We start from the raw sequence: 19,981 nt of genomic DNA, 5'->3' as shown, positions 1-19,981 counted from the left end.
GTCATCACTCCTTTAATACGGCATTTATATAGTTTTCCGGCTGCAATAAACTTTCAACAGCGAGAGAAATATATGGTGAAATCACCTCTGCACCAATTCCGATTAGACAAGAAAGAAGGACTAGTAAACATCCGGGCAGTAAAAGTGTTTTTATAGGCTTTCTAGTAATATTATCTAATTCTTCTCCCCAAAAAGCTTTAACAAATATCTTGATAACAGATAGTAGAACGAGGAGACTCGATAGCACAACAATAAAACTTCCAATATAATTACTTTCTTCAAACGCTCCCTGGATAATTAGTAATTTACCAATAAAGCCACTTAATGGCGGAATACCTGCAAGTCCAAGTGCTGCAAGAAAGAAAGTCCAAGTAAGTAGAGGATATTTTTTCATTAAGCCACTCATATATTTTAAATTACTAGTTCCAGTAATAGAAATCATGATTCCGATTAATAGAAACAGTGCTCCTTTAATAACCATGTCATGTAAAAGGTAGAAAATCGATCCATTTAAGGAAGTACTATTAAAAATAGAGAATCCATACAAGATAACCCCAATTGCCGTAACGATATTATAGATAATAATTTTTTTGACATCATTATAGGCAATTGCTCCAATTGCTCCTAAAATAATGGTTAGTAGAGAAAGGGCACCTAATAATGTAAAGACATAAGAATCTTCATAGAAGAAGAGGGAGTACGTCCGGGCAATCGAATAAACTCCAACTTTTGTTAATAGGGCTCCAAATAATGCAAGTATCGGTATTGGAGCGGCATAATAAGATCCTGGAAGCCAGAAAAATAACGGGAAGAGAGCCCCTTTTAATCCAAAAACGATTAAGAACAGGACAGCTATGACCGTTAATATGCCTGATCCATCCACTTCACTGATTCGTTCTGAAATAGACGCCATATTTAAAGTTCCAACAACAGAATAAATATAGGCAACGGCAATAACGAAGAGTGCGGAAGCGACAACATTTACAATAATGTATTTTACTGTTTCTCTTAATTGAATTTTTGTATTTCCAAGAACAAGTAGTACATAGGAAGCCATTAACATTACTTCAAAGAATACAAACAAGTTAAAGATATCGCCAGTTGAAAACGCACCAATAACACCAACTAAGAGAAATTGAATCATCGCGTAATAAAAGTAATTTTCCCTTTCTCTATCGATTCCCTTAAAGGAGTAGAGGATACAACAAAAGGCGATTATATTTGTTGTTAACACAAGAAGTGCTGATACCATATCTGATACAATCGTTATCCCAAACGGTGCATCCCAATTACTCAAATTTACTGTTTGAATTCCCTCGTTTTTGATTTTAACTATCATAAATAGCACAATAATAATCGAAACACTAGTGCTCAATAGGGAAATAATCCGTTGTAAGATGGTCTTCTTATAAAAGAAAATCAACATGATTCCTGTGAGTAAAGGAATTAAAATTGGAAATAGAATTAAATTACTCATGCTTTTTCCCTCTCAATTTCTCCAGATTATCTGTCCCTAATTCTTGATAAGTTCTGTAGGCAAGTACTAATAAGAAGGAAGTGACACCAAAGCTAATAACAATCGCAGTTAATATTAATGCTTGGGGTAACGGGTCAGAATAACTGTCAGCATGCTGACCTAAGAGAGGAGCAGCACCTTTCTTTAAACCACCCATCGTTAATATTAATAAGTGAACCCCATGGCTAAGAAGGCCAGTTCCAATAATAATGCGCAATAGACTCTTAGAAAGTATTAAATACGTCGCACACATAAATAAAATGCCGATAATGAATGCCATTAAGAATTCCATTAGTCATCCTCTCCAATCGTTTGAATAATGGTCATTGTAACTCCCACTACTACTAGGAAAACCCCGAGATCAAACAGTGCAGCAGTGTGAAGGGACGTTTCTCCTAATAAAGGCAAGTGCGCATGTTTATTAAAAAAATGCGTTAAAAATGGTTTCCCATCTAATACGGCAATCATTCCTGTTAAAGTGCTTATCAGCAAGCCTATTGCAGTAACATAGATAAAATTAACAGGAAAGATTTTTTTTACTAATTTTAAATCATAAGCTATCAGCAATAGAACTATTGCTCCACTTGCCATTAATCCGCCGATAAAGCCTCCGCCTGGTGTATAGTGACCAGAAAAAAAGAGATCAACTGCATACAGAAGTATCAAAAAGACAATGACTTTTGTAATGGTTTGTAAAACTAAATTATTTATTTTCATTTTTCTTTCCTCCCATTCTCAAAGTTATCATCGAATAAATACCAATAGCAGCAATTGCTAATACTGTAATTTCAAAGAGTGTATCAAATCCCCTAAAATCCACTAAGATAACATTTACCATGTTTTCTCCTGCTGCTTTCGTATAAGTATTCTCCACATAAAATTGAGAAATGGAATCGAACAGTTTCGTGCTATAGGAGGCAATCGCAATAACCATCACTACGAGTCCTACTAGTACGGAAATAATTGCATTTGATAATTTGAAATGAATACTTTCCTTTTTTCTAGCATTTCTAGGTAAATGGTAAAAACACAATAAGAATAAAGCAACGGAAACTGTTTCAATAACTAATTGAGTTAAAGCAAGGTCAGGTGCGCGAAATACTACGTAAAATAAAGAAACGGTATATCCGACTGCCCCTAAAAGAATAATAGAGGTCAAACGGGATTTAGCAAATAGTATAGCTATGGTGGAAATCACCAGAACAAGCGACAGTACTACTTCGTATCCACCAATTGGTGCTAGTCGGGAAGTGTCTATTGTAAATCCATCCTTTGCAAATAAAGTATAAGAAAGGATTAGGATAAAGAAAGAAAAGATATAAATGAGATAGGTGCGCAAGGAACCTGTCATATATCTGTTTGTCAGCTTGTTAAATCCATTTTCTGTTTCGCCAAATAACCAATCATATATTCGATTCCAAATAACAGGAATGGCTTGATAGATAACAGACCATTTTCCCACTGTTAAATAGAGAATTATTCCCAATACAATGACCCCAATTGTCATAAATAACTCAGGTTCAAATCCATGCCAGTGATAGATATGCAGATCATAAACGCCTCCGCCATAAATAGATGTAATAGCAGGAGAAAGAATGGTATTGGATAGAAGCCCAGGAAATAATCCAAATATGACAACAAGTGATACTAAGATAATGGGTGAAATCAGCATACCCATTGGTGCTTCATGTGGTTTTGCAGATAATTTTTCTGGTTGATATTTTCCAGTGAAAGTTTTAAATACAAGAATCATGCTATAGACAAATGTAAAGATGCTGCCGACCCAGGCGATGACAGGTAATAAAACTCCCCATGTATCTAGGTTAAACATTTGGAAATCAAGAATATTTAACATGCTTGCAAAGAACATCTCTTTGCTTAGAAATCCATTAAATGGGGGGATTCCAGCCATAGACATCGAGCCGACTAATGCGATAGCAAATGTGATAGGCATAATTTTCATCAGGCCGCCTAAACGGCGAATATCTCTTGTTCCAGTTTCATGGTCAACAATTCCAACCATCATAAACAAACTTCCTTTAAAGGTTGCATGGTTGACAAGATGGAAGACTGCAGCAGCTGTAGCAATGTAATACACACTTTCATTGTCATAGTGGACACCAGCAGCTCCAATCCCTAGTAAAGACATAATCATTCCGAGCTGACTAATGGTTGAGTATGCGAGAAGACCTTTTAAGTCTACTTGTTTTATCGCCATAAAAGATCCATATATCAGTGTAACAATCCCGACAAGTGATACAATCCACAGCCAATAACCAGACACTGCAAAGACAGGACTTAAACGGGCCACAAGATATATTCCAGCTTTAACCATTGTAGCGGAATGCAAATAACTGCTGACTGGTGTTGGAGCTTCCATTGCATCAGGCAGCCAAATATGGAAGGGAAATTGGGCCGATTTTGTAAATGCTCCAAGTAAGATGCAAATCATCCCTAAAATAAATAACGGATGAGACATAATAGATTCTTGTTGAACAGAAGTAATTATTTCTGAAATAGTAAAGGAACCGGTCATTAGGTAAAGTAGGACAATCCCTGCTAATAAGGAAAGACCACCAAATACGGTAACAACCATTGATTTGATTGCGCCATATCGCGAATTACTTCGATTATTCCAAAAACCTATTAAAAGGAAAGAAGAAATACTTGTAATTTCCCAGAACATATAAAGAACAATGAGATTATCAGATAAGACGACCCCGAGCATTGCTCCCATGAATAACAGAAGATATACATAGAAATGATTTACCTTCTCTTTGTTTTTATCCAAATAATAAATGGAATAGAGAATAACAAGAGAACCGATTCCAGTTATTAATAAGGCAAATAGCATGCCAAGACCGTCTAATTTTACGGCGAAATCGATTCCTAGTGATGGGATCCAGGGGATTGATTCTACTTTTGTATGTAAATTTGAGGTTGTCCCAATGTTTCGGCAAAAATAAATAAACAACAGCAAGGGAAGTAGAAGAACAAACCATCCCGTATGTATTTTTTTCCTAAATATAAATGTGATCGGTATTAATAGGGTGTATAAAAATGGTGCAAGTACAGCCCAGTGAAGAATAGACAAATTAACCCCTCCTTAAACTTTGCTAAAAGACGCTTGAAATGATTGAACATGTTAAAGTATAACGCAAAAAAAAACGCTCTGCATATAGGAAACTAGAAATTAAGTTAAGACTAAACCTTTCTATTAAATAGGTAGAAACATGGTCTAAAACAGGAAAAAAATTTTTTGTTTTTTGTGTAAAACATCCATCTTTTTGCTCAAACTAATGGTGAGGTGGTATACTTTGCAATTAAAAATAAAAGTAAATATTTCCATTTGTCTATTTTCTCTATGTCTTTTTGTTGGAATTTTATTGGACAACTTCCAAAAAAGAGAGTTTTATTCACTGGAGGAACTTCTTTTCATAGAAGAGGCAAACTCTCCTTTTTTGGATGAAACGATGATTCCTTTTCAACCAAGAGAATATATCAGGATAATCGCAGAAGAATAATGCAGCGAAAAGGGACAGCCGTTTATTAAGGGTTGTTCTTTTTTTATGTTCTGCAGTAGAAGGAAAAATATGTGTAAGGGGAAAACTTGTTTATTTCATAAATATCCAAATGGAAGCAGTCTTTCGTATTTCCCAAACTATATTTAAACAGGAGAGCTATCCAGTGTTTTTTTACATTGCATTTCTGCATAGAACCAATAAATGGATCTGATAAGTTAATAAAAAAAATAAAGATAAAAATACAGAAAATTAAAAAGGTTAAGTGATATTCTGTTATAATATAGATAAATAAAAGACAGCTAGTTTATCGAGATGCATAGAAGAAAGAACGGTTTAGACAGGATGATTCATGTGAAATATCGATAAAAAAGAAGGTGAAAGAATGGAAAAGCAACAGTATTTATTTATTGACTTTGAATTCACCATGCCAGAGAAAAGTAGTAAGTTTAAGGGGTTTTATCCAGAAATTATTGAAGTTGGTATTGTAGCCGTTGTTGGTGATACCATAAGGGAACAGTTTTCTTCATATGTAGTACCCCGTAAGTTTTCAACCCTTTCAAGGAGATGCAAATCTTTTCTACATATTTCACAAGAACAAGTAAATAACGGGATATCTTTATACGATCTAATGAAAAAGCTTGAGGCAATTTGTAACGGATATCAAAATATTATTGTTACATGGGGAAACATGGATATGAAAGTGCTAAAGGATAATTGTCATAAAGCACAACTTCCCTTTATTCTATCTTGTAAAGAAGTTGATTTATCGATGGAATATAAGCGGTTTTTTGGTGATAAAAACCAAACAGGCTTATGGAAAGCAGTTAGGGAGTATGGCAGAGAGGGAACTGGGAAACATCATCGTGCGTTAGATGATGCCTTAACCACTTATCATATTTTTAAACTTGTTGAGCAAGATAAGAAGTACTTGGGGAAATCTAATCAACCAACCATTGGAGACTTAATTGATATGTCTAAATTATTTAATAAGTTTGCATAAAAAAGACGAAGAATAGATTCCTCGTCTTTTTTTGTTATTTTCTTCTAAACGATTTTATAGTATTCTGCATTAAGTATTTCCAAGTTTTTTAAACTTTGAATAGCGAAAGCAGAATCATCTTCTTGAAGCTCTTTACGCATTTTTTCGATAGCTGTTTGTAGGGAATCATTATAAGAAGGAATGGAGTCTTCCTTATATAGCTTGACCATTTTCTTTGGAGCATTCATCTGTTCTCGGTAAGAAAGGGCTTTTCTTTCATGGAAAATATCAACTATGGCCTCTTTTGGCTGATGCAAATCCCCTTGCATCGGATGCTTTAAGACCGCAAGAACCCTTACTAAATAACTTTGAGGACGAATCTCTGTAATTTCCCCGATGTATTTTCCAGTTTTATAAAAAGCCGTGACGATGGAACCGATAGCTAGTTCTGACAATCTAATCCCTCCAGATTTTCTTTCCTTTAATAGTATCACAAAGGCTATAGTTTGATAAACGAGAATAACTGCATAATAAGGAGTCTTTTTTCAAATATTAATACCAAACCGTCCATGGAGGAAAAAAGATGAGAAAACTGAGTTTATTAGTGCTGATAACCATTTTCCTAACCGGCTGTGCGGAGGGGGAAGTGACAAAAGCAGAGGTAGAAATGTTTAATGATGTGGGAGACTCTTTAGGAACAATTAAATTGCAGGAGCAGGCTGACGGAGTAAAATTATCTTTAAATTTAAAAGGTCTAACTCCAGGAATCCATGGTATTCATATACATGAAACAAATAAATGTGATGCTCCAGATTTTCAATCGGCAGGCAATCACTTTAATCCAGATAATAAAGAACATGGTTTACTTCACCCAGAAGGTGCCCATGCAGGTGATTTACCTAATATCTTGGTAAAGGAAGATGGAACCGTAAAAGCTGAGCTAATGGCACCACAAGTAACCCTTAGAGATGGAAAAAATTCATTATTCAGCAAAAAAGGGACTTCAATCGTTATTACCGAACAACAAGATGACGGAATGACTCAACCTGCAGGGGATTCAGGCGAAAGAATCGCATGTGGATCGATTAAAAAGAAATAATTCTATATGAAACAACAGGCGACTTTTAGGATCGCCTGTTGTTTCTTTGGTTCATTTCTAAGAAGCTGGGACAAACAAAAAATGTTTTAGGATTTTTTAGTGTTGTTATTCTGCTTCTTTTATACGAAAAAGATTTAGATTGGCCTTTATAAGATTCCTGTTTTACTGAAATGTTTGTACGAGAATAAAAATATTCAATCCAACAATTAAAATAGCCATAATCCATGAAATAATCGTAATCCATTTTGTATTGACTAGGTTTCCCATGATACGTTTTGAACTAGTAAACATTATTAATGGAATAAGAGCAAAACCAATTCCAAATGATAAAATTACTTGACTTATTACTAGTGCAGTTGTTGGATTAATACCTAATGCAATGACAGCAATAGGAGGCATCATTGTAATAAATCTTCTTACATATAAAGGAATGCGAAAATGAATAAATCCTTGCATAATAACATCTCCAGACATCGTTCCTACGGATGAACTGGATAATCCAGCAATTAATAAACCAAGTCCAAATAAAGTTGCTGAAACGGGATTTACTAACTGTCCAAAATAGTTAAAAGCTACATCTAAATCTTCTACAAATAATCCATTTTTATGGAATAATGCACTAGAGACGATAAGCATTGCCCCATTAATAAATCCTGCAATCAACATGGCAATAAGGATATCGATAAATTCAAAGCGGAAGATTTGCTTTTTCTCTTTATCCGTTTCCCCAACAATTCTATTCTGTGTTAATGCAGAATGTAAGTAAATCGCATGTGGCATTACTGTAGCCCCAAGGATCCCAGCAGCTAAAATTACGCTATCTAATCCATCAAATTGTGGAGTGAATAACCCATGTAATAAAGATGGAACATCTGGCTTCGCAAAGAACATTTGTACAATAAAAGAAAGGACAACAATAAATAGCATCGCAGTAATTCCTGCTTCTAGAGAACGGTATCCCCGTCTTTGTAATTCAAGAATAGCAAAAGATCCTACAGCAGCAATCAGACTAGCTTCCAGTAAAGGAATACCAAAGAGAAGATAAATACCAAGTGCTGCACCAATAAACTCTGCTAAATCTGTTGCCATAATGACAAGCTCACCTTGTATCCACAAGCCGATAGATACAGGCTTGGGAAATTCCTCTCGTGCTATCTCTGCTAAATTTTTACCGGTAGCGATACCTAATTTTGCTGATAAGGATTGAATAATTAACGCCATAATATTAGAAAAAAGAATAACCCATAATAATAAGTATCCATATTTTGATCCAGCAGCAATATTCGTTGCGAAGTTTCCTGGATCAATGTAGGCAATTGCCGCAATGAATGCTGGTCCTAGAAACGGAAGGATTTTTTTCCAACCTTTAACTTCCTTGCTAAACACACTTTTTGCTGATTTAGAATGAATTTTTTCTAAAGATCGATTTCTTTCCATTTTTCTCACCTGATTTTGCTTTGGTTTAAAAAGTTTCGTTAATACAACTTTTATATAAAAGATATTCCTAAATTAGAAAATTGTCAATCTATTTGTGTTATTAATTTATAGGAATTTTTGTTAATTTGTTGAGGGAGTATGGGAGTGTAGAATACAGGAAATACAAAAAATACCTAGCTGAATTTCCAGCTAGGTATTATAAGCTATTATTTTACTTCTTGTGTACCAGTTACTTCGCCATCAATTACAGCAGAAGATTTAAATGCATCACTTTTGTAATAAACATTACCATCTACTTTTGCAGTAGCGTCAATAGTAAATCCATTAGCTTCTACGTAAACATCACCGACAAAAGTACCGCCTTGGATTTTGAAATTTTCACTTTGTACAGTCATTTTAGGAGCTGTTAAAGTGAAGGAATCAATAATGTTATGGTCTTCATCTTGTGTATAAAGAGCAAGTTTACGATAGATTGGATTAGCAGCATCATTTTTATCGTGGAATTCACCAGCTACTAAGATATCACTGTCTACTTTTAAATCTTGAAGTGTTGCAACAATCCAAGTTCCATCAGCACTTAATGCTTTCACTAGTGGATCTGCTTCATTTACGATGGAAGCTGTTGTTACTACATCAGCTGATTGTTCTGCTTTTTTCTCTTCTTTCTTTGGTTCTGTGTCTGTATTTCCACAAGCAGTTAAAAGTGCTCCTGCTAAGATGGAAGCTAGTAAAACTTTTGGTGTAATTTTCATGATTAGTTCCCCCTATAAATGTTCTTTATATTGTTATGTGAATGGATTCACAATACAACATTATATTAACATACAGTTTGTAGTTGTAGAGGGGGGAGGTGTGACTAATTTGTGAAAGAAATATGGTGAATATGTGACTTTATTTTAATAATCAGAAAATTGGCAACGGGCTTTTTCTTCCATCAGTTATTCGTTTTGCATAAAAAAAGAGCGAGGTTTGTCGGGAAAAAATTCCCAACAAACCTCGCTTCTTTATAACTGCGTAACATCAATTTATTGATTCATCCACTCTGGTTTACCGAAGCCTTTAAAATCCTCATCAATTACTTTTTCGAATTCTGCTGATTCAACAGCGGCTTTGATATCTTTAGCGAATGGAGCATCTATGTCTTTTGTATTAACAACAACACGATTACGATATTGATCGAGCATATTTTCTAGTTTTAGTGCATCTAATAAGTTCATTTTTGCTGCTAGGGCGAAGTTGCCTGGTACAGCGGATAAATCTACACTGTCAACTGCACGAGGTAATTGTGCCGCTTCAATTGTTTCAAATTTTAGGTTTTTAATATTCTTTGTCACATCTTTTTCAGACACAGTAAGTGGATCCGCAGCTTGATCAATTTTAATTAAGCCAGCTTCCTCTAAAATTAAGAAGGCACGAGCCGCATTGGTCGGATCGTTAGGGATAGCAATTGTTGCCCCATCTGTAATATCTTCCAAGCTTTTAAACTTTTTGGAATAAATACCCATTGGTGCAGTTGGAACAGAAATTAGTTCAGATAACTCTATGTTATTTTGTTGAGCAAAAGATTCCATATAAATTTTATGTTGGAATAGATTCGCATCAATACTACCCTCGGCTAGAGCTTTATTTGGCTGCACATAATCTGTAAACTCTGTAACTTCTACTTTATAGCCTTTCTCTTCTAAAATAGGTTTAATTGCCTTTTTAACCATGTCTGCATAGGGACCAGAAGTAGCACCAATATTAATTTCCTTTTTCTCCCCTGAATCTGCATTGTTTTTGTCTTGTCCGCAAGCACTAAGTACTGTAAATGATAATAATAATAGAATTCCTATAAGTATTTTTTTCATTGTCTTTTCCTCCTATTAACTTAAAGTGATTATTAACGCTTATCCAATGTCTTGGATATTTTATCCCCAAAGAATTGAATGATTTGAACTAAGCAAATGAGAACAACGACAGTCGTAATCATGACAGTATTATCATAGCGATAATAGCCGTATTGAATGGCAAGATCACCTACACCGCCGCCGCCGACTATTCCAGCCATAGCAGAATAGGCAATTAAATTAATAATGGTAATAGTGATTCCTTGAATAATTCCAGGTCTTGCTTCTGGTATTAAGACTTGCCAGATAATCATCCATGGGGAAGCGCCGATAGCAACGGAAGCTTCAATTACTCCTTTATCAATTTCACGAAAAGCTTGTTCTACTATTCTCGCAAAAAACGGAATCGCAGCAACAGATAGAGAAACAGAAGCAGCAGTAGGACCAATCGTTGTGTTGGTAATCCATTTTGCTAATGGTAAAAGGGCGATTAGTAAGATAATGAAAGGGATTGACCGCACCATGTTTACAACAAAGCCCACCGTGTTTTTTAATAGTGTGTTTTCGAGAAACAATCCTTTATCTGTTACAAATAAGAGGATTCCAATCGGTAAACCCACAATAATAGCCACAACAATAGAAATGCCAACCATATATAAGGTTTCAAAAAATGCTGAATTTAAGTCGGGAAGTAACTCGATCAAATAATTCCAATCCAGACTAAGAGGCATGATATATCACCTCCACATTTTTGGTGCGATCTTTAATATACTGTATCGCTTTTACAATTTCATTTTCTTCCCCTGTTAATTCCATGATAAAAATACCAAGGGGATTATTTTGAATATATTCAATTTTTCCATGAAGAATATTTCCCTTCACCTGATAGTGCTGAAAGGCGTCCGAGATAATTCCCTCTTCCGCGATGGCACCTTGAAAGGTAACCTTAATAATTTTCCCTTTTCTTTCTTCTAATAGGTGGTTAGGTAATTCAAATTGAAGAATGCTATTTACAAAGTTTTTAGTAAGCTCCTGTTTTGGGTTTGCAAACATATCGTAAACTGGACCTTCTTCCACTACCTTCCCTGCTTCCATGACAGCCATTCGATCACAAATATCTTTCACAACCTCCATTTCATGGGTGATTAGAACGATGGTTAAACCAAGTTCCTTATTAATTTTTTTTAATAACGCAAGAATGGATTTTGTTGTAGTTGGATCAAGTGCAGAAGTTGCTTCATCACAAAGAAGTACGGTTGGATTATTTGCAAGGGCTCTTGCGATTCCGACTCTTTGCTTTTGTCCTCCACTTAATTGGGCAGGAAAGACATCTTTCTTATCTGCCAGCCCCACCATATCAAGCAACTCTAATACCCGTTTATGTATTTTCTTAGAAGGTAAATTAGCTGCTTTAAGAGCAAAAGCAATATTTTCATATACCGTTTTACTACTAACAAGGTAAAAATGTTGAAAAATCATGCCTATTTTTAAGCGAGCAGCTCTTAATTGCTTTTGATTTAACTTTGTTAAAGAAATATTGTCAATGATAATTTCTCCACTGGTTGGCTTTTCCAATAAATTGAGACAGCGAAGCAGAGAGCTTTTACCTGCTCCACTATAGCCGACAATTCCAAATATTTCGCCTCTTTTAATAGATAAAGAAACATGGTCAACACCAATGACTTGTTCTTTTTTTGTTTTATATATTTTGACCAAATCATTTATTTGTATCATTAGAAAATACTATCCCCCTTTGCCAAAAACGCCATGTTTTGTAACATTATTTTAAAACCTTTATCGGTTAAGATTGGTGAAAATTCCTTTCGGTAAGTCTGGGAAATAAAAAAAACTTCTTTCATTTTGAAAGAAGTATCGTATTAAATATACCGATCTTATCTTTCAGAATAAGTCATTCTGCAGGAGTTAGCACCTTCCTTTAGGAAAGGAGGTTGCTGGATGTCATCGGGCCTGTTCCCTCAATCTCTCTTGATAAGTAACTATGGAATTTTCACTAAATGAATAATAAAGCTAAAATACTGAATTGTCAATAAAAATTTACCTTTAAAATAGCTAGATTGGAGGGGGCTCTTCATTTCTGTTATCTTCTTCAGAAGGATATATGATAGAATGGTTTCTGAACAAATGGAACGAAAGGTGACAACGGATGAATAGTCAGGAAATTAATTTAGAATGTGTGCGTTTATTAAATGAATGGGACCCTTTTTCAATAGGAGAGGGCAATTATGATACTGAAATTGCGGATATTCTTCAAGCAATACATGATGTTGATTTGGAAGATGATCTAGCAGCTTCTATCCAAGCTATCTTTGAATTTTCTTTTGAAGAGAAGCTCCCTTTAGAGGATTGCACAGCAATCTCTCATAAACTTTTATCTCTAAAACGAAACAGTTCCTGCTCTTTTTAGAGAGTCAAATAAACTCTTTTTGATGAATAAAAAGTTATCAATTGCTTCTCTTTTCAACTTCTAAAGTTTTTTTATAGATAGAAATTCCAGCAAATAATTTGCATATAATTTTGGTTTTAAAAAATGAAATTAGCGCATTAAATTTAGTGATAATTTGATATAATGAGAATATTTAAAAGGCAAGCAGGAGGATGGACATGAAACTAACAGATAAAGAAATTGAAATTGCAGAAATTCTAGAAAAAGATGCGAGGATTTCTGATGAAGATATAGCTAAGATGATTGGGGAAGATTTAGAAAAGACAAAAGAGTTGATTGCGAAATTAGAAGAAGTAAATGTCGTAGTGCGTTATACATCAATAGTAGATTGGTCAAAAGTGGAAGGTCATGAAGGTGTTACTGCAATGATTGATGTAAAAGTTACACCTAAAAGAGGGGTAGGCTTTGACGAGGTTGCTCAAAGAATTTATCGTTTTAAAGAGGTTAAGTCACTATATTTAATGTCAGGAGCATATGATTTATCAGTTATTATTGAAGGCAAATCGATGAATGAAGTAGCGAGATTTGTTTCAGAAAAACTATCTACATTGGATTCAGTTATCTCAACAACAACTCATTTTATTTTAAAACAATATAAGCATGATGGAACAATATTTGAACAATCGGATGATGACAAAAGAATTGTGGTGTCACCGTAATGAGACAAACAAAAAGTTATATTGCACAAAAGGTTGAGGAAATGAAACCATCTGGAATACGCAGATTTTTTGATTTAGCATCCGGTATGGAAGGAGTTATTTCCCTCGGTGTAGGAGAGCCAGATTTTGTCACCTCCTGGTCAACAAGAGAGGCAGCAATTTTATCACTCGAACAAGGGTATACCTCATATACGGCAAATCCTGGACTACTCGAGCTTCGAGAGGAAATCAGTCATTATATGCAAAAAAGATTTACGGTATCCTATAAGCCATCTTCAGAAATCATTGTAACTGTTGGAGCTAGTCAGGCAATCGATATCGCTTTACGGGCTATTTTGAACCAAGGAGAAGAGGTTATTGTTGTTGAACCATGCTTTGTTTCCTATGCACCGTTAGTAACGCTTGCAGGAGGGGTTCCAATTGCGGTTCAAAGCTTAAAGGAGAATAATTTTAAAATCAAGCCTTTTCAACTAGAAGAAGTCATTACGGACCGAACAAAAGCAATTATGCTTTGTTCGCCTAATAATCCTACCGGATCCACACTCTCTCAAGAGGAGCTTGCAGCAATTGTGGCAGTAGCAGAAAAGCATGACTTGCTTATTCTTTCCGATGAAATATACGCAGAGCTTTGCTATGATGAAGAATATACAAGTACAGCAGCAATAGAGGGAGCATGGAAACGTACTATTCTCCTTTCTGGTTTTTCAAAGGGATTTGCCATGACAGGCTGGAGACTAGGTTTTGTTTGTGGACCAGAGGAATTAATTCAAGCGATGCTAAAGATTCATCAATATAGTTTAATGTGTGCCCCAACGATGGCTCAATATGCTGGATTAGAAGCATTGCGAAGTGGTGAAAACGATGTAGAAGAAATGAAGAAAAGCTACCGGCGCAGAAGGAATTTTATCGTTCAATCCTTAAATGATATGGGGTTAACTTGTCATATGCCTGGGGGAGCTTTTTATGCGTTTCCTAATATAACAGCGACAAAAATGAATGCAGAGTCATTCGCAGAAAGACTGCTGATGGAAGAAAAAGTAGCAGTTGTGCCAGGAAGTGTATTTGGTGAAAGTGGCGAAGGACACGTTCGTTGTTCCTATGCTACATCGTTGCAACAATTGCAAGAAGCTATGAAACGAATGAAGCGATTTGTCGAAAAATATTCTAAATAAAGGCAAAAAGAGGTGTTGAATAGATGGGAAGTCCCATCCTTTCAAATGCCTTTTTTTATTTAAGCTGGTTTCCGTAAAGGTCATAGTTTAAGCAAAAGATTAACGGGAATTATAACAGTAAAAATAAATCCTTTTGTAAATATGGCGATATTGTGATATAATCTTATAATGCATATAAAAGGAAAATTAATATAAACAATTAGGAGTGTTCTCATGTCAGATAAAATTGAAGTTGGAAGTGTTATTACAGGAAAGGTAACAGGCATTCAACCATATGGTGCGTTTGTTTCTTTAGATGAAAATACACAAGGTTTAGTTCATATTTCTGAAGTAACCCATGGTTATGTAAAAGATATTAATGAATTTTTAAAAGTTGGCGATGAAGTGAACGTTAAAGTTCTTTCCATTGACGAAAATGCTGGAAAAATTGGTCTTTCTATCCGTGCAACAGAAGAAGCACCAGCGCAACCAGAAGCTGCTAAAGCAAAAAAACCTCGTCCTAAACGTCAAACAGCTGCTGTAGTTGAAACAGAAAACGTACAAGGATTTAATACGTTAAAAGATAAATTACAAGAGTGGATTGATCAATCTAACCGCGATGATTTAATTAAAAAATAACATTTTATAAAAGGCTGTCCAATGTGAATTACACATTGAGCAGCCTTTTTTGCGCTTTTCAAGGGAGAGGTAATCTAGAATGAATTTTTAGAAAATAAATATCTATCCATCTGTAGAAAAATCAGCTAAAGTTAATAATATAGATCTTTACTTACATTTATACATTAAATGGGAGGATGATTAAATGGTACAAGAAGTTAATAAATCTATCTCACTAATGGAACAGTCAGAGAAATATGGAGCAAAAAATTATAATCCATTGCCGATTGTTATTTCAGGAGCAGAAGGAGTCTGGATTACCGACCCTGAAGGAAATAAATATATGGATATGCTGAGTGCTTATTCCGCATTAAACCAAGGGCATCGTCATCCTAAAATAATCCAAGCATTGAAGAGACAAGCGGACCGTGTAACCTTAACTTCTCGAGCCTTTCATCATGATCAATTAGGTCCTTGGTATGAAAAGATTAGCTCCCTAACAAAAAAAGAGATGATCTTACCGATGAATACAGGTGCTGAAGCCGTAGAAACTGCTATCAAAGCAGCAAGAAGATGGGGATATGACTGCAAAGGAATAGAAAAGGACAAAGCAGAACTCATTGTGTGCGAGGGGAATTTTCATGGAAGAACACTGGGCGCCGTTTCTCTTTCCTCGGATGAAGAATATAAACGCGGATTTGGACCATTGTTACCAGGGATTAAAACAATTGCCTATGGAGATATTGAACAATTACAAGAAGCGATTACCGCAAATACAGCAGCATTTATTGTAGAACCAATTCAGGGGGAGGCTGGGATTATCATTCCTCCTCTAGGCTTTATGGAAGAAGCCTATCGATTATGTAAGGCTAATAATATTTTGTTTATTGCCGATGAAATTCAAACAGGTCTATCAAGAACAGGTAAATTATTTGCGAGTGAGTGGTACGGTATTGTACCAGATATGTATATTTTAGGAAAAGCGCTTGGAGGAGGAGTCTTCCCTATTTCATGTGTAGTTGCAGATAAAGACATATTAGGTGTTTTTAATCCAGGCTCTCATGGATCAACCTTTGGAGGAAATCCAATGGCGTGTGCTGTATCAATTGCAGCTATAGATGTAATCTTAGAAGAGAATTTGACCGATCGTTCGGCGCAATTAGGCGAGTACTTTCTTCAAAAGTTATCGGAAATAACAAATCCAATAATAAAAGAAATACGCGGAAGAGGATTGTTTATAGGGGTTGAATTAAAGGTTGAGGCTAGAACTTATTGTGAAAAGTTAAAAGAAGTAGGACTGTTATGCAAAGAAACCCATGATTCCGTCATTCGCTTTGCTCCACCATTAACGATTACGAAGGAAGAGCTAGATTGGGCGATAGAGCGTATAAAGCAAGTATTAAATGAGGATATCCAGGATCTAAACTAAATAAAAACGAACCATTCCTTACAAAAAAGCCAAACAATTCAGCAAGTTGAATTGTTCGGCTTTGTTTTTGTTTATCCATTTTTATTTATCTAGCTGTTTTTGGGATAGACTCTCTTTCAGCTGCAGAAGATGGCTTAAATAATAAACCAAGGTTAATTAATCCTGCAATTCCGACTAAACCGTAAATAATACGAGAAACGACCGATCCTTGGCCGCCGAATAATGTTGCCACTAAATCAAATTGAAAAAAGCCAATTAATCCCCAATTTATTGCTCCTATAATCGTTAATATTAATGCAACTCTTTGGATTGCGCTCATTTTATGTCCTCCTTAAAAAATATAGTGGAATCTTTCTTATTCTTAGTAGAATTTACGAAAGTATGCATTTGGGGAAAATTTAACGAATAATGAATGATAGAGAAAACACATACTATTTGTCAGTACTAAGCTCAATCTTTTGATTTTCTCATAAGTTTGATTAATAATAAGCGTACAATTAGTATTTCTTTTTACTAATGTAAAAACAGAATGGGAGGCATTCATTTGGAAAACTTTGTTTTTTATAACCCGACAAAACTTATTTTTGGTAAAGGGCAATTGGCACAACTAAAAGATCAATTAGCTTCCTATGGAAAAAAAATCCTCTTAGTATACGGAGGAGGAAGTATTAAAAGAAACGGTCTATATGATAATGTAATGACCATCTTAAAGGAAAATGGCAAAGAGGTATTTGAATTATCTGGTGTAGAGCCCAATCCTCGATTAACTACTGTACAACGTGGAGTTGATATATGTAAAACAGAAGGCATTGATTTTATTTTAGCAGTTGGTGGAGGAAGCGTTATTGACTGTACTAAGGCCATTGCAGCAGGAGCAAAATTTGATGGGAACCCTTGGGAGTTCATCACAAAAAAAGCTATGCCTAAAGCAGCGTTACCATTTGGCACAGTTTTAACACTTGCAGCCACTGGTTCTGAAATGAACTCTGGCTCTGTTATTACTAATTGGGAAACACAAGAGAAAGTTGGCTGGGGAAGTCCATTTACATTCCCGGTATTTTCTATTTTAGATCCGGAAAATACATATACAGTTCCGAAAGATCAAACAATATACGGAATTGTAGATATGATGTCACATGTGTTTGAACATTATTTCCATTTAGAAGAACACACAGAATTACAGGATTATATGTGTGAATCTGTATTGAAAACGGTTATAGAGTTTGGGCCAAAACTTGTAAACGACCTAGAAAATTATGAATATCGTGCTGCAATATTATATTGTGGAACGATGGCTCTTAATGGTATGCTTAATATGGGATATCGTGGTGATTGGGCTACCCACAACATTGAACATGCTGTTTCTGCAGTATATGATATTCCTCATGGTGGAGGACTTGCCATTCTTTTCCCTAATTGGATGAAGCATAATTTAGCAGTAAAACCAGAACGCTTTAAGCAATTAGCTGTTCGCGTATTTGGGGTAGACCCAGAAGGGAAAACAGCGGAAGAAGCTGGTCTAGAAGGAATTGAGAAATTACGAGCATTCTGGAATGACCTTGGTGCACCTTCTCGTTTAGCTGATTACGACATTGATGATAGTAAACTTGAGTTAATGGTTGAAAAAGCAATGACGAATGGTGGATTTGGCCAATTTAAAGTGTTAGATGCAGAGGATGTTTTAGCAATTTATAAAGCCTCTTTATAAAAAATGAAGAAAGACGAGCAAACAGTTAGCATGAATTGTTTGTTCGTCTTTCTGTAATAGAGAAGAAATGGAATAATTGGTGAAAAAATTAAAAAAAACAGTTTGTATCCGTTTTCATATCAAGTTCTTTCTTGATTACTTTTTCTACTTCCGATAAAGTGGAAGAGGAGTATAAATTAATTATATTGGAGGATCATTTATGACACACGTTCGTTTTGATTACTCAAAGGCATTAAGTTTCTTTGGAGAGCACGAAATTACATATTTAGAAGATGCAGTTAAAGTTGCCCATCATTCCTTGCATGAAAAAACTGGACAAGGAAGTGATTTTTTAGGATGGATCGATCTTCCTGTAGATTATGATAAAGAAGAATTTGCTCGCATTCAAAAAGCAGCAGAAAAAATTAAAAGCGACTCAGAGGTTTTACTTGTAATCGGTATTGGTGGTTCTTACCTAGGAGCACGTGCTGCAATTGAAATGTTAAATCATAGCTTCTATAATTCTTTATCAAAAGAAAAGAGACAAACACCACAAATTATCTTTATTGGAAAAGATATTAGCTCCACTTATATGAGTGATGTAATTGACTTCCTTGGAGATAAAGATTTCTCTATTAACGTTATTTCTAAGTCTGGAACAACTACTGAGCCGGCAATTGCGTTCCGTATTTTCCGTAAATTGTTGGAACAAAAATATGGAGTAGAAGAAGCGAGAAAGAGAATCTATGCTACTACTGATAAAGCAAAAGGAGCTTTAAAAACTCTTGCTACAGAAGAGGGCTATGAATCATTTATTATCCCAGATGATGTTGGTGGACGCTATTCTGTTTTAACACCAGTTGGTTTATTACCAATCGCTGTCAGCGGTGCGGATATTACAGCAATGATGGAAGGGGCAGCAGCGGCTAGAACAGATTTCGGTACATCTGAATTAAAAAATAACATTGCCTATCAATATGCTGCAGTTCGTAACGTTCTTTATAACAAAGGAAAAACAATTGAAATGTTAATCAACTACGAGCCAGGATTGCAATACTTCTCTGAGTGGTGGAAGCAATTGTTTGGTGAAAGTGAAGGGAAAGACCAAAAAGGTATTTATCCTTCTTCAGCAAACTTCTCAACAGACCTTCACTCTTTAGGACAATATGTGCAGGAAGGCCGTCGCGATATTTTTGAAACAATTGTTAAAGTAGATAAGCCTCGTCATGAATTAGTTATCGAAGCAGAAGAAAATGACTTAGACGGGCTAAATTATTTAGCTGGACAAACTGTTGACTTTGTTAATAATAAAGCATTTGAAGGTACGTTACTTGCACATACAGATGGCGGTGTGCCAAATTTAATTGTAACAATACCAGAAATGAATGAATATACATTTGGATATCTTGTGTATTTCTTCGAAAAAGCTTGTGCGATTAGTGGATATTTATTAGGAGTAAATCCATTTGATCAACCAGGGGTTGAAGCATACAAAGTAAATATGTTTGCTTTACTAGGTAAACCTGGCTTTGAAGAGAAAAAAGCAGAGTTAGAAAGTCGTCTATAAGATAGAATGGATTGAGCTGCCG

The 19,981-nt window shown here is 35.3% G+C and carries 20 protein-coding genes and 1 riboswitch; of the genes, 9 read left to right on the top strand and 11 right to left on the bottom strand.

What is annotated here, in order from left to right:
• Positions 1-4 precede the first annotated feature (4 nt).
• From NSQ89_RS16275 to NSQ89_RS16260, 4 genes are read right to left on the bottom strand one after another with little or no spacing between them, the layout of a single operon-like run.
• Positions 5-1,477 carry a Na+/H+ antiporter subunit D gene (locus NSQ89_RS16275; protein WP_341132922.1) on the bottom strand — a complete coding sequence of 491 codons (1,473 nt, stop codon included), beginning with the start codon at positions 1,475-1,477 and terminating at the stop codon, positions 5-7.
• A complete protein-coding gene (locus NSQ89_RS16270) occupies positions 1,470-1,808 on the bottom strand; it encodes a Na(+)/H(+) antiporter subunit C (RefSeq protein WP_047942219.1) in 339 nt (112 codons plus the stop codon). The genes NSQ89_RS16275 and NSQ89_RS16270 overlap by 8 nt, the downstream gene beginning before the upstream one ends.
• The gene (locus tag NSQ89_RS16265; protein ID WP_047942218.1) at positions 1,808-2,233 is read right to left on the bottom strand and encodes a Na(+)/H(+) antiporter subunit B; all 426 of its coding nucleotides are present in this window, start codon (positions 2,231-2,233) and stop codon (positions 1,808-1,810) included. Before NSQ89_RS16265 ends, NSQ89_RS16270 begins: the two co-directional genes overlap by 1 nt.
• The gene (locus tag NSQ89_RS16260) at positions 2,220-4,610 is read right to left on the bottom strand and encodes a Na+/H+ antiporter subunit A (RefSeq protein ID WP_341132921.1); all 2,391 of its coding nucleotides are present in this window, start codon (positions 4,608-4,610) and stop codon (positions 2,220-2,222) included. The genes NSQ89_RS16265 and NSQ89_RS16260 overlap by 14 nt, the downstream gene beginning before the upstream one ends.
• A gap of 812 nt (positions 4,611-5,422) precedes the next feature.
• Between NSQ89_RS16260 and kapD the strand changes: the two genes are divergently transcribed.
• Positions 5,423-6,040 carry a 3'-5' exonuclease KapD gene (kapD, locus tag NSQ89_RS16255; RefSeq protein WP_047942214.1) on the top strand — a complete coding sequence of 206 codons (618 nt, stop codon included), beginning with the start codon at positions 5,423-5,425 and terminating at the stop codon, positions 6,038-6,040.
• Positions 6,041-6,084: 44 nt separating this feature from the next.
• On the opposite strand, the gene NSQ89_RS16250 is transcribed toward kapD, so the two are convergent.
• Positions 6,085-6,474 (bottom strand): kinase-associated lipoprotein B, encoded by a 390-nt coding sequence (locus NSQ89_RS16250; protein WP_047942213.1) that lies wholly within the window; start codon positions 6,472-6,474, stop codon positions 6,085-6,087.
• Between the two features lie 128 nt (positions 6,475-6,602).
• Here NSQ89_RS16250 and NSQ89_RS16245 point away from each other — a divergent pair, with 128 nt between their 5' ends.
• Positions 6,603-7,118: a superoxide dismutase family protein gene (locus NSQ89_RS16245; protein ID WP_047942211.1), complete on the top strand. Its 516-nt coding sequence runs from the start codon at positions 6,603-6,605 to the stop codon at positions 7,116-7,118.
• 162 nt (positions 7,119-7,280) lie between these two features.
• On the opposite strand, the gene NSQ89_RS16240 is transcribed toward NSQ89_RS16245, so the two are convergent.
• From NSQ89_RS16240 to NSQ89_RS16220, 5 genes are all read right to left on the bottom strand, one after another.
• Complete coding sequence (locus tag NSQ89_RS16240; protein ID WP_341132920.1) at positions 7,281-8,555, bottom strand: Nramp family divalent metal transporter; 1,275 nt, start codon at positions 8,553-8,555, stop codon at positions 7,281-7,283.
• 206 nt (positions 8,556-8,761) lie between these two features.
• Complete coding sequence (locus tag NSQ89_RS16235) at positions 8,762-9,307, bottom strand: polymer-forming cytoskeletal protein (RefSeq protein WP_061799041.1); 546 nt, start codon at positions 9,305-9,307, stop codon at positions 8,762-8,764.
• Positions 9,308-9,580: 273 nt separating this feature from the next.
• Positions 9,581-10,405, bottom strand: coding sequence for a MetQ/NlpA family ABC transporter substrate-binding protein (locus NSQ89_RS16230; RefSeq protein WP_047942208.1), 825 nt, complete (start codon positions 10,403-10,405; stop codon positions 9,581-9,583).
• Between the two features lie 32 nt (positions 10,406-10,437).
• On the bottom strand, positions 10,438-11,115 hold the full coding sequence (locus NSQ89_RS16225; protein ID WP_061799039.1) for a methionine ABC transporter permease: 678 nt from the start codon (positions 11,113-11,115) through the stop codon (positions 10,438-10,440).
• Positions 11,105-12,118 carry a methionine ABC transporter ATP-binding protein gene (locus NSQ89_RS16220; protein WP_061799037.1) on the bottom strand — a complete coding sequence of 338 codons (1,014 nt, stop codon included), beginning with the start codon at positions 12,116-12,118 and terminating at the stop codon, positions 11,105-11,107. Before NSQ89_RS16220 ends, NSQ89_RS16225 begins: the two co-directional genes overlap by 11 nt.
• Positions 12,119-12,273: 155 nt before the next feature.
• A riboswitch (SAM riboswitch) is annotated at positions 12,274-12,380 on the bottom strand.
• 168 nt (positions 12,381-12,548) lie between these two features.
• On the opposite strand from NSQ89_RS16220, the gene NSQ89_RS16215 reads away from it, so the two are divergent.
• The 5 genes from NSQ89_RS16215 (at position 12,549) to NSQ89_RS16195 (ending at position 16,705) form a co-directional block, all read left to right on the top strand.
• Positions 12,549-12,809 carry a DUF1871 family protein gene (locus NSQ89_RS16215; RefSeq protein ID WP_047942205.1) on the top strand — a complete coding sequence of 87 codons (261 nt, stop codon included), beginning with the start codon at positions 12,549-12,551 and terminating at the stop codon, positions 12,807-12,809.
• 197 nt (positions 12,810-13,006) lie between these two features.
• Positions 13,007-13,507 (top strand): Lrp/AsnC family transcriptional regulator, encoded by a 501-nt coding sequence (locus NSQ89_RS16210; RefSeq protein ID WP_047942204.1) that lies wholly within the window; start codon positions 13,007-13,009, stop codon positions 13,505-13,507.
• Positions 13,507-14,679: an aminotransferase gene (locus NSQ89_RS16205; protein ID WP_047942203.1), complete on the top strand. Its 1,173-nt coding sequence runs from the start codon at positions 13,507-13,509 to the stop codon at positions 14,677-14,679. Before NSQ89_RS16210 ends, NSQ89_RS16205 begins: the two co-directional genes overlap by 1 nt.
• Positions 14,680-14,892: 213 nt before the next feature.
• On the top strand, positions 14,893-15,297 hold the full coding sequence (gene yugI / locus NSQ89_RS16200) for a S1 domain-containing post-transcriptional regulator GSP13 (protein WP_095259324.1): 405 nt from the start codon (positions 14,893-14,895) through the stop codon (positions 15,295-15,297).
• A 184-nt stretch (positions 15,298-15,481) separates the two neighbouring features.
• Positions 15,482-16,705: an ornithine--oxo-acid transaminase gene (locus NSQ89_RS16195; protein WP_341132919.1), complete on the top strand. Its 1,224-nt coding sequence runs from the start codon at positions 15,482-15,484 to the stop codon at positions 16,703-16,705.
• Positions 16,706-16,790: 85 nt separating this feature from the next.
• On the opposite strand, the gene NSQ89_RS16190 is transcribed toward NSQ89_RS16195, so the two are convergent.
• Complete coding sequence (locus NSQ89_RS16190) at positions 16,791-17,024, bottom strand: DUF378 domain-containing protein (RefSeq protein WP_047942200.1); 234 nt, start codon at positions 17,022-17,024, stop codon at positions 16,791-16,793.
• 225 nt (positions 17,025-17,249) lie between these two features.
• Between NSQ89_RS16190 and NSQ89_RS16185 the strand changes: the two genes are divergently transcribed.
• Together NSQ89_RS16185 and NSQ89_RS16180 are read left to right on the top strand one after the other, a co-directional pair.
• Positions 17,250-18,413, top strand: a complete 1,164-nt coding sequence (locus NSQ89_RS16185) for an iron-containing alcohol dehydrogenase (protein WP_061799022.1) — start codon at positions 17,250-17,252, stop codon at positions 18,411-18,413.
• A 199-nt stretch (positions 18,414-18,612) separates the two neighbouring features.
• Positions 18,613-19,959, top strand: a complete 1,347-nt coding sequence (locus NSQ89_RS16180) for a glucose-6-phosphate isomerase (RefSeq protein WP_061799020.1) — start codon at positions 18,613-18,615, stop codon at positions 19,957-19,959.
• Positions 19,960-19,981 lie beyond the last annotated feature (22 nt).

It is taken from the genome of Niallia sp. FSL R7-0648, from assembly GCF_038007005.1.
Classification (GTDB): Bacteria; Bacillota; Bacilli; order Bacillales; family Cytobacillaceae; genus Niallia; species Niallia circulans.
This window is presented reverse-complemented; position numbering and strand designations above follow the sequence as displayed.